An 8524-nucleotide genomic window follows, 5' to 3' on the forward strand; every position below is an offset into this window, starting at 1 on the left:
ACAACTAGCCATATTTCCAAGATAGTTGAAAAATGCGATAATGCTACGCATGGCTGTCGCGAACGCAACTACCGCAACCCCCACACTTTAATATCCGAACTGCTACTAACCAGCGTTTGTCCATCTGGACTAAAAGCGAGACAACCGACTGTATTAGTATGTTCTCCCAGCGTCAGAATTTCCTTCCCAGTTTGCAAATTCCATACCCTAATCATTTTATCGCGATTGCCACAACCGCTAACAAAAGTCTGCCCATCTGGATTAATGGCAATGGCAGATACCCAATCAGGATGTTTAATGGTATAAATTTCCTTTTCTGCGGACAAATCCCACACTTTTACCGTCTCATCCTCACTACTGCTGACCAGCACTTGCCCATCTGGACTAATCGCGATCGATCGAATAGAAACTAAATGCCCTTTGAGAGTACAGATTTCTTTTCCTGTCTCTAAATGCCACCCTTTAATCGTGCAGTCTCGACTGCCACTAAAAACCGTTTTTCCATCTGGACTAATCGCAACACAGTATACCACATCTAGATGTTTTAGCGTGTAAATAACTTGTCCTCTTTCCCAGTCCCAAACTTTCACATTTCCATCCCCACAACCGCTGACTATTATTTTACCGTTTGGGCTAATAGCAACAGAAGTTACCCATTTTGAATGACCTTTAAGCGTACAAATTTCTTGCCCTGTTTGGAAATCTAATACTTTGACTGTATTGTCGTGATAACCGCCGATAACTTTTTTTCCATCTGGGCTAATTACCACAGACATCGGTGTATCGGGATAAACGAGACGGTAAATTTGCTTTCCCCTATGCAAATCTCCCATTGCGATCGTTTTATCCTGACCGCAAGTAACCAGATTTCGGCCATCGGGGCTAACGGCAAGGGAATGAACCCAACTGGAATGCCAATTGATGATGTGGAGACATTCTAAAGAATTGTATAAGTAATTTTGTAATGTCTCTTGAATAATTGGATCTGGTATTTTTTGCAATATAGAATAAGCTATTAGTCGTAATTTTCGCGATTCATCTCGCAACGCCTGAATTACTAAGTTTAACCCTGCTTCTCCATATTTCACGGCTTCATAAAGGGCAGCAATTCGTTGCGCTTCTACGGCATTCCCCAAACGTTTTTTAACTCCTTCCAATCCTCCTAAAACAACGCTGCCAGATGCTGCTTGCACTTGAGAACCAAGTACGACATCATATTCTTTGGGTTGATTGTGATTTTCTGTCATTGTGCCTTTAATAACCAGCCGATTTGGAACTTTGAATTAATTTGCGATCGCACCAAAAAATTTGCTATCTTCGTACTTATAATACCAGAATTACGAAAAATAAAAATCACGAAAAACGCCAGGTAAAAAGACTAAAATAAGCTAAAAAAAGCTACTGATTCCACGCAGCAACACACACGACCCGAAAACCGATAACTGGGTACCTTTGCCTCCCATCGCTACGGAAGCGAAACGCCGAACGACAAACTCTGGGATAGTAAGCCCAAGAACCGCCGCGCAGCAGCTTGTTTGGATCGTTAGATTTCCAAAAACTACCATCGCTGGGGGCACCTTCATAATTGTCATGCCAAGAATCAGCACACCATTCAAACACATTCCCGTGCATATCGTATAATCCAAAAAAGTTAGGAGGAAAAATTCCGACTGGTGTTGTTCCGGCTTCAGAGGTGTCAGTCTCTCCCCGGTGGTAATTCACCAGTTCGCTTGTAATTGTTTCCCCAAAATAAAAAGGTGTTGTTGTTCCAGCGCGACAAGCATATTCCCATTCGGCTTCGCTGGGTAACCGATAAGTGTATCCAGTTTTTTGAGACAATCTCGCACAAAATTCCACTGCTTCTTCCCATAATACCTGCTCCACCGGTAGATTTGCACCTTTAAAACAGGATGGATCTGGATTTAGTGAAATATTGATTTGAGGTAAAGCTGCAACGGCTTTCCATTGTGCTTGCTTCACAGGATATTTGCCCATGCAAAACGATGAAATTTTTACCTTATGTTGAGGGCTTTCATAACTTTGTCTTTCCGCCTCGGTTTCCGGCGAACCCATCAGGAAACTTCCCCCTGGAATTAACACCATTTCTAAAAAAATGTCATTGTCTAAATCTTCTAAGAAATATCTGGCAACCCGACGACCAATACTAATTTTTTGTCCCAATTTATTGACTGCGATCGCATCAAACTCAAAGCTGGGTAAAAAATTAGCTATTTGCTGTCTAAATTTTCTTCCTCTTATATTTATGAGCAAAGAATAAGCAGTAGATTTTACCTGATTTGATTCATTTTGCAAAGCTTGAATTATCAAATCTAAGCCTGCTTCTCCATATTTAAGTGCATCGGAAAGTGCCGCAACTCTTACTTCTACTTCTGGATTTGCTAACCGTCGTTTAACGCCTTGCAATCCTCCTAAAACAGCCGCATCAATAGGCGGCGGGTTTTGACCGCCCAACACGGCATCATATTCTCTGGGTCGATCGGTATTCTCTGTCATTCTGCCTTTGATAATCAGCCGATTTGGGATTTTGGATTAATATGCGATCGCAGGTAGTTATATTAAGTTTAGAGGCTAATTAATTCGCTCCGCAGGACACGCAACCCGAAAACTGATTTCCAAACTTCTACCTCTGTGCTTGTTGCTGCGATCGGACCAGTAGCGAAATCCCGATCGACAACACCCCGGATGGATAGACCACCCACCACCCCGCACTACTTTGCGAGGAGTGTTATCAGCTTGCCAAGCGCTACCATCGCTAGGCGCACCCTCATAATTATCATGCCAGTCGTCAGCGCAAAATTCCCAAACATTCCCGTGCATATCGTATAGCCCAAAAGGATTTGGGGGATAACTCCCCACAGGCATTGTCTTAAAAGGATAAGTACCTTTGGGTTCGGAGGCATAAATTCCGTATCCGAAATTCGCCAGTTCGCTAGTAATTGTCTTGCCAAAATGAAAAGGTGTTGTTGTTCCAGCACGACAGGCATATTCCCATTGTGCTTCACTAGGTAAGCAATAGTTGCGTCCTGTTTTTTGGTATAACCTAGCACAAAATTCGATTGCTTCATCCCATGAAACACACTCTACTGGTAGAGAAGAACCTTTGGAAGAGGACGGATCGGGATCGAGAAAAGAATTGATTTGAGGTAAAGCCGCGACAGCTTCCCAGTGCGCTTGAGTGACAACATACTTGCCCATGAAAAAGGGTGGAACTTTTACCTCATGTAGGGGAATTTCACAGATAGAAGATCCCTTCTCATTTTGCGGCGAACCCATAATAAAAGTTCCGCCTGGAATCAATACCATTTCCAAAAAAACGCCATTGCCTAAGTCTTCAATAAAGTATTCGGCAACGTAACAATCGCGGCTAATTTCTTGTCCAAACTCATTGACTGTAATGACATCAAACTCGAAAAATAGGAAATTAGCTAAATGCTGTTTTACTTTTAGTTCTGTTCTATCTTTGAGCAAGTCATAAGCGGTAAACTTTACCTGCCCTGATTCATCTTGCAAAGCTTTAATTATCAAATCTATCCCGGCGTCTCCATAATTGATGGCCTCTTTTAGTGCAGCAACTCGCACTTCTACCTCTGGATTAGCTAACCGTAGTTTAACCCCTTCGATTCCTCCTAAGATAGCTGCATCAATAGGTGGCGGATTTTGACCGCCAAATACAACATCATGTTTTCTCGGTTGATTAGGTTTTTTTCTCATTCTGCTTTTGATAATTGGCTGATTTGGAATTTTGGATTAATATGCGATCGCAGACACTTATATTAAAGTGCTATTCAGTTCACGCAGCAGAACACGCAACGCGAAAACCGAAGTAGGAAACCATAGCGCCGGTAAAATTGCAGTTACGAAATGCAGAGCGACTGTCTGCTGGATAGTGAATCCACGAACCACCGCGCAGTACCCTTAATTCGCTAAAATCAGACTCCCAAACACTGCCATCACTGGGCGCACCTCTATAATGTTCATGCCAAGAATCAGCACACCATTCCCAGACATTTCCGTGCATATCGTATAGCCCAAAAGCATTCGGCGCAAAACTCCCAACTGGGGTTGTCTTATTACGATAAGTTCCTTGGGGTTCACAGGCGTAAGTCTTTTCTCCGTTGTAATTGGCTAATTCTGTAGTGATTGTCTGACCAAAATAAAAGGGTGTTGTTGTTCCAGCACGACAAGCATATTCCCATTCGGCTTCGGTGGGCAAGCGATAATTGCGCCCGGTTTTTTGGGATAATCTGGCACAAAATTCCACTGCTTCGTACCATGTTACCCTCTCTACTGGTAGATTTGCACCTTTAAAACAAGATGGATCGGAATTTAGTGAAATGTTGACTTGAGGTAAAGCTGCAACAGCTTTCCACTGTGCTTGTGTGACGAGATATTTTCCCATAAACAAGCTCGAAACTTTTACCTTATGCTGGGGGCTTTCATTGTACTTTGTTTCCTTCTCGGTTTCGGGTGAACCCATCCGGAAATTCCCACTTGGAATTAATACCATTTCCAAAAAAGCTCCATTGCCCAAATCTTCTGTGAAGTATCGGGCAATCTCAAGGCGGCGACTGATTTCTTTCCCAAATTTATTAACTTCGATCGCATCAAATTCAAAAAAAGATAAAACATTATTTAGATGCTGTTCAACTTTTAATTCCGTTCTATATTTGAGCAAAGAATAAGCTGTAAATTGCACCTGCTTGGATTCATCTTGCAAAGCCTGAATTACCAAGTCTAAGCCTGTTTCTCCATATTTAAGCGCATCCGAAAGTGCAGCGACTCGCATTTCTAAGTCTGGGCTAGCTAACCGCCGTTTAACCCCTTCGATTCCTCCTAAAATAGCTGCATCAATAGGTGGCGAATTTTGACCGCCCAACACGGCATCGTATTCTCTAGCTCGATCGCGATTTTCTGCCATTGTCCTTGTTCTTGCAACGCTGTTTGGCAACCTCGACGGCGTTTAACCCTTGGCGAAGATGTGGGATATGTAAAATTTGGTAGATTCAACGCACCAAAAAAGCTGCTGCCTCAACGTGCGCCGTCTGCGGAAAGAAATCGGCAGGTTGTACTTTTGTCAAGCGATATTCGCTGTTTTGACACAATAATTTAAGGTCGCGGGCGAGAGTGGCGGGTTTGCAACTGACGTAAACAATGCGCTGAGGTTGAATTTGCAGTAAAGTGTCGATGACAGCCCGATCGCATCCCTTTCTGGGCGGATCTAACAATACAATATCCGGCTTTACATCTAACTGCGGTAGTAACTTCTCGACTTCGCCAACTTGAAACGTCACATTATTAATACCGTTCAATTCTGCATTTGTCTTTGCCTGTTCTACCGCCTCCGATTGCACTTCCAAGCCAATTGCTTCCCGTACCCGTTTCGCTAACGGCAAAGTCATTGTACCGATACCGCAATAGGCATCGAACAAAACCTCATCGCCTTGCAGATGCAATTCAGATTCAATAACCTGCAACAGTGCCTCGGCAGTTTCTGTGTAAACTTGGAAAAAAGTATCCGGGCGAATTTGGTACTCTAAATCAGCAAACACTTCGCGCAAGTAAGGTTTGCCGACAATACAGCGAGTTTCGTCTCCGAAAATAGCATTAGTGCGATCGCCATTGCGATTCAGTGACACCCCTACCAACTCAGGATACCGCTTCAGCCACTCCTCTGCCTGCGCTTTCATTCCCGGTAATTTCCAATCCTTGACTACCAAAGTTAGCAGCATTTCACCGGTACGGCGTCCAATTCGCAACGCCAGATGCCGAATTTGCCCTTTGTGACGGCTTTCATCGTAAATTTGCCACCCCCGCTGCTGGATATCCCGTTTCACTTCTGCCAGGAGGGGATTTAACCGCGCATCTTGCGTCGGACATTGACTCAAGTTAATCAATTGGTGACTGCCTTTTTGGTAATATCCCGCTTGCACTTGTCCCGTGGCTGATGATATCGCTAGAGGATATGTCGCTTTGTTACGATATCCCAAATCGGAATCACCCGCTAAAATGCGATCGACTGGTGGATTGTCAATACCGCCTATGCGCTGCAAAGCTTGAATCACCTGATTTTGCTTCGCTTCTAGCTGATACTGGTAATCAATATGCTGCCACTGACAGCCGCCGCATTTATCAGCCACAATGCAGCTAGGGCGAATGCGATGGGCAGATGGTTCGATAATTTGGTGAAGTTTGCCGTGGGCGTATTCCGGTTTCACCCGCACCAGGCGAACTGAAATGCGATCGCCTACCACCGTATCCGGAACAAACACCACCCGTTCCCTCCAACGCCCCACCCCATCCCCAGAGTCGGTTAAATCGTCAATATCGATCTCAACCAAGTTGCCTTGTTGCCAGATATCATCAGATTTTGAATATTCAGTTTTAGACTCAGAATTTTGAATCATCGCCATTTTTCTATCTCCCCCTCTCCCCATATCTCCATCACCTCTCTTTCTTTGTGTCACTCAGAATCGTTAAACTACGTAATGTTATCTGAGTTAACGCAATCGCAATATCATGAGCGTAGTTAGCCAAGTTATTCTCAAAGCCGACGACGAGCTTCGCTATCCTAGCACCGGCGAACTCAAGAGTATCAAAGAGTTTTTTCAAACCGGCGTACAGCGGACACGCATCGTCGCCACACTAGCTGAAAATGAAAAGAAGATAGTTCAAGAAGCCAGCAAACTCCTGTGGCAGAAGCGTCCCGACTTCATCGCCCCTGGCGGTAACGCCTACGGGCAGCGCCAACGGGCGTTATGCTTGAGAGACTATGGCTGGTACTTGCGCCTGGTCACTTATGGCATTCTCTGCGGCGACAAAGAACCGATCGAGAAGATCGGTTTGATTGGCGCACGGGAAATGTACAATTCTTTGGGCGTCCCCGTACCCGGAATGGCGGAAGCTATCCGTTGCTTGAAGAAAGCTTCTTTGGCTCTTTTGAGTGAAGAAGATGCTGCCGAAGCAGCGCCTTACTTTGATTACATTATTCAGGGGATGTCCTAATTCCCACTTTCTGAGTACGCTCAGAAAGCTGACTGATCTGAGCCAAAGTTTGCCTTCGGGACGTCAATAGACTTCAACCTTTTCATTTTAGCCTCCTTCCCCACCCTTGTCGGTGCTTCCTGGCTGACTCTTTGTCAGGACACTGACGATCGGTGGGGAAATTTTCATGGTCTTAATCTTAAATGAAGATAAACTTTTGCCAATAAAAAACCGACAGTCTGCTTGTGGGATCTGTCGGCTGGTCGTGTGTTCCCTGTCGATGACTCGGCTAGAGTTCAGTTGTTTTGTAGTATGGCCGTTTCGCAACGGTGCGATCGCGATCTAAATCATGTTATTTTGTGATTTACATCACTAAATTTATACCGAAATTTTGCATTATCTACCTATCTGGACTTAAGCTGAAAATACCCAGAATTTCAAGAGATGGCCCAATCCTTCCTGTCTTGGTTAGAAATTGGTAACACAGGTTTTGTTACTATCACAACACCTACTATTTCCAGGTAAAAAGTTCTCAATGGATCGTGAAAGTAAATTGTAGTTTTATAAAGTATTTCTCATAGAAAAATTAAACTTTCAAAACAATCCTTTCCTTAATGGAAAAAATAAAATTTATTTATTTGTAATCAATGTTACAACTAACACAGCTTAATTCGCTTACCATAGATAAAGCTTAAAAATCTGCAAGACTTTTTATTCTCTTCTGGTATCGCCAAAAGACTTATTCCTGTTGCGCCAACTAAAATCTCTAAACAGTTATTTTAGTAGAGCGAAATAGCGCTGTTTTGTCTAGATTTATGCTGGTTTTTAAGTAAAATTGAAGCCATTTGTAAAATTGGCAACAGCTCAAGTCGGAATTTTAAACTAAAAAAATTAGTGTCCTAAATTACGGAGAGTTTTAGCCAATGTCTTTGAATGTAGAACATCAATATCAAACTATCGACAGGATAGACAATACACCTGAATTAGCGCCCAGCATCTCTAGCAAAAGAGAGAGATTAGAAAAAAGATTACAGGAAACGGAAGTAAATTATCGCAATATCTTTGAAAATGCCCTCTTAGGTATGTTTCAAGCTACAAGCAGTGGCGAATACTTACTAGCAAATCAAATGCTATCTTCCATATACGGATATGATTCACCTACAGAACTTATTGCGAACATTACAAATATCAAAGAGCAGCTATATGTCAAGCCAAATCGTTATACCGAGTTGATGGAATTATTGGAAAAGCGAAATATCGTATGGCAATTTGAATCTCAAGTATATCGTAAAGATGGCAATATAATATGGATTTCTGAAAATGTAAGAATTATTTATGATAGCAGCGGCGATATAGTTGGTTATGAAGGATATGTGCAGGATATTAGCGAGCGCAAACATTCTGAGGAAATGATGCAGGCGGAGCTTGCAAAAGAAAAAGAAATTAATAACATCAAAGCTCGATTTTTTTCAATGGCCTGCCACGAATTACGGACATTTCTAACAATCATCATAGCAACCAG

Annotated in this window: 8 protein-coding genes; 3 read left to right on the top strand and 5 right to left on the bottom strand. The window is 43.0% G+C overall.

Annotated features, from left to right (window positions below):
- Positions 1-68: 68 nt before the first annotated feature.
- The 5 genes from H6S82_RS10140 to rlmD all read right to left on the bottom strand — a co-directional run bounded on the left by H6S82_RS10140 (position 69) and on the right by rlmD (position 6425).
- The gene (locus H6S82_RS10140; RefSeq protein ID WP_190463207.1) at positions 69-1247 is read right to left on the bottom strand and encodes a WD40 repeat domain-containing protein; all 1179 of its coding nucleotides are present in this window, start codon (positions 1245-1247) and stop codon (positions 69-71) included.
- 151 nt (positions 1248-1398) lie between these two features.
- Entirely contained in the window at positions 1399-2514 is a 1116-nt protein-coding gene (locus tag H6S82_RS10145) for a formylglycine-generating enzyme family protein (protein ID WP_190463209.1), read from the bottom strand.
- A gap of 75 nt (positions 2515-2589) precedes the next feature.
- The gene (locus H6S82_RS10150) at positions 2590-3732 is read right to left on the bottom strand and encodes a formylglycine-generating enzyme family protein (RefSeq protein ID WP_190463211.1); all 1143 of its coding nucleotides are present in this window, start codon (positions 3730-3732) and stop codon (positions 2590-2592) included.
- Positions 3733-3811: 79 nt separating this feature from the next.
- Positions 3812-4939: a formylglycine-generating enzyme family protein gene (locus tag H6S82_RS10155; protein ID WP_190463213.1), complete on the bottom strand. Its 1128-nt coding sequence runs from the start codon at positions 4937-4939 to the stop codon at positions 3812-3814.
- A gap of 85 nt (positions 4940-5024) precedes the next feature.
- Entirely contained in the window at positions 5025-6425 is a 1401-nt protein-coding gene (gene rlmD, locus H6S82_RS10160) for a 23S rRNA (uracil(1939)-C(5))-methyltransferase RlmD (protein WP_190463256.1), read from the bottom strand.
- Positions 6426-6537: 112 nt separating this feature from the next.
- Between rlmD and apcD the strand changes: the two genes are divergently transcribed.
- The 3 genes from apcD to H6S82_RS10175 all read left to right on the top strand — a co-directional run.
- Positions 6538-7023: an allophycocyanin subunit alpha-B gene (gene apcD, locus H6S82_RS10165; protein ID WP_190463214.1), complete on the top strand. Its 486-nt coding sequence runs from the start codon at positions 6538-6540 to the stop codon at positions 7021-7023.
- Between the two features lie 166 nt (positions 7024-7189).
- Positions 7190-7348: a hypothetical protein gene (locus H6S82_RS10170; RefSeq protein WP_190463216.1), complete on the top strand. Its 159-nt coding sequence runs from the start codon at positions 7190-7192 to the stop codon at positions 7346-7348.
- A gap of 577 nt (positions 7349-7925) precedes the next feature.
- A partial coding sequence (locus H6S82_RS10175) for a PAS domain S-box protein (protein ID WP_191056194.1) occupies positions 7926-8524 on the top strand: 599 nt, incomplete at its 3' end.

Origin of the sequence: Planktothrix sp. FACHB-1355 (assembly GCF_014748295.1) — a bacterium.
GTDB lineage: Bacteria > Cyanobacteriota > Cyanobacteriia > Cyanobacteriales > Aerosakkonemataceae > Aerosakkonema > Aerosakkonema funiforme_A.

Bases quoted from the DNA above. Each gene is read 5' to 3' on its own strand.
- H6S82_RS10140 (WP_190463207.1), bottom strand. From the start codon at position 1,247: ATGACAGAAAATCACAATCAACCCAAAGAATATGATGTCGTACTTGGT.
- H6S82_RS10145 (WP_190463209.1), bottom strand. From the start codon at position 2,514: ATGACAGAGAATACCGATCGACCCAGAGAATATGATGCCGTGTTGGGC.
- H6S82_RS10150 (WP_190463211.1), bottom strand. From the start codon at position 3,732: ATGAGAAAAAAACCTAATCAACCGAGAAAACATGATGTTGTATTTGGC.
- H6S82_RS10155 (WP_190463213.1), bottom strand. From the start codon at position 4,939: ATGGCAGAAAATCGCGATCGAGCTAGAGAATACGATGCCGTGTTGGGC.
- rlmD (WP_190463256.1), bottom strand. From the start codon at position 6,425: ATGATTCAAAATTCTGAGTCTAAAACTGAATATTCAAAATCTGATGAT.
- apcD (WP_190463214.1), top strand. From the start codon at position 6,538: ATGAGCGTAGTTAGCCAAGTTATTCTCAAAGCCGACGACGAGCTTCGC.
- H6S82_RS10170 (WP_190463216.1), top strand. From the start codon at position 7,190: ATGGTCTTAATCTTAAATGAAGATAAACTTTTGCCAATAAAAAACCGA.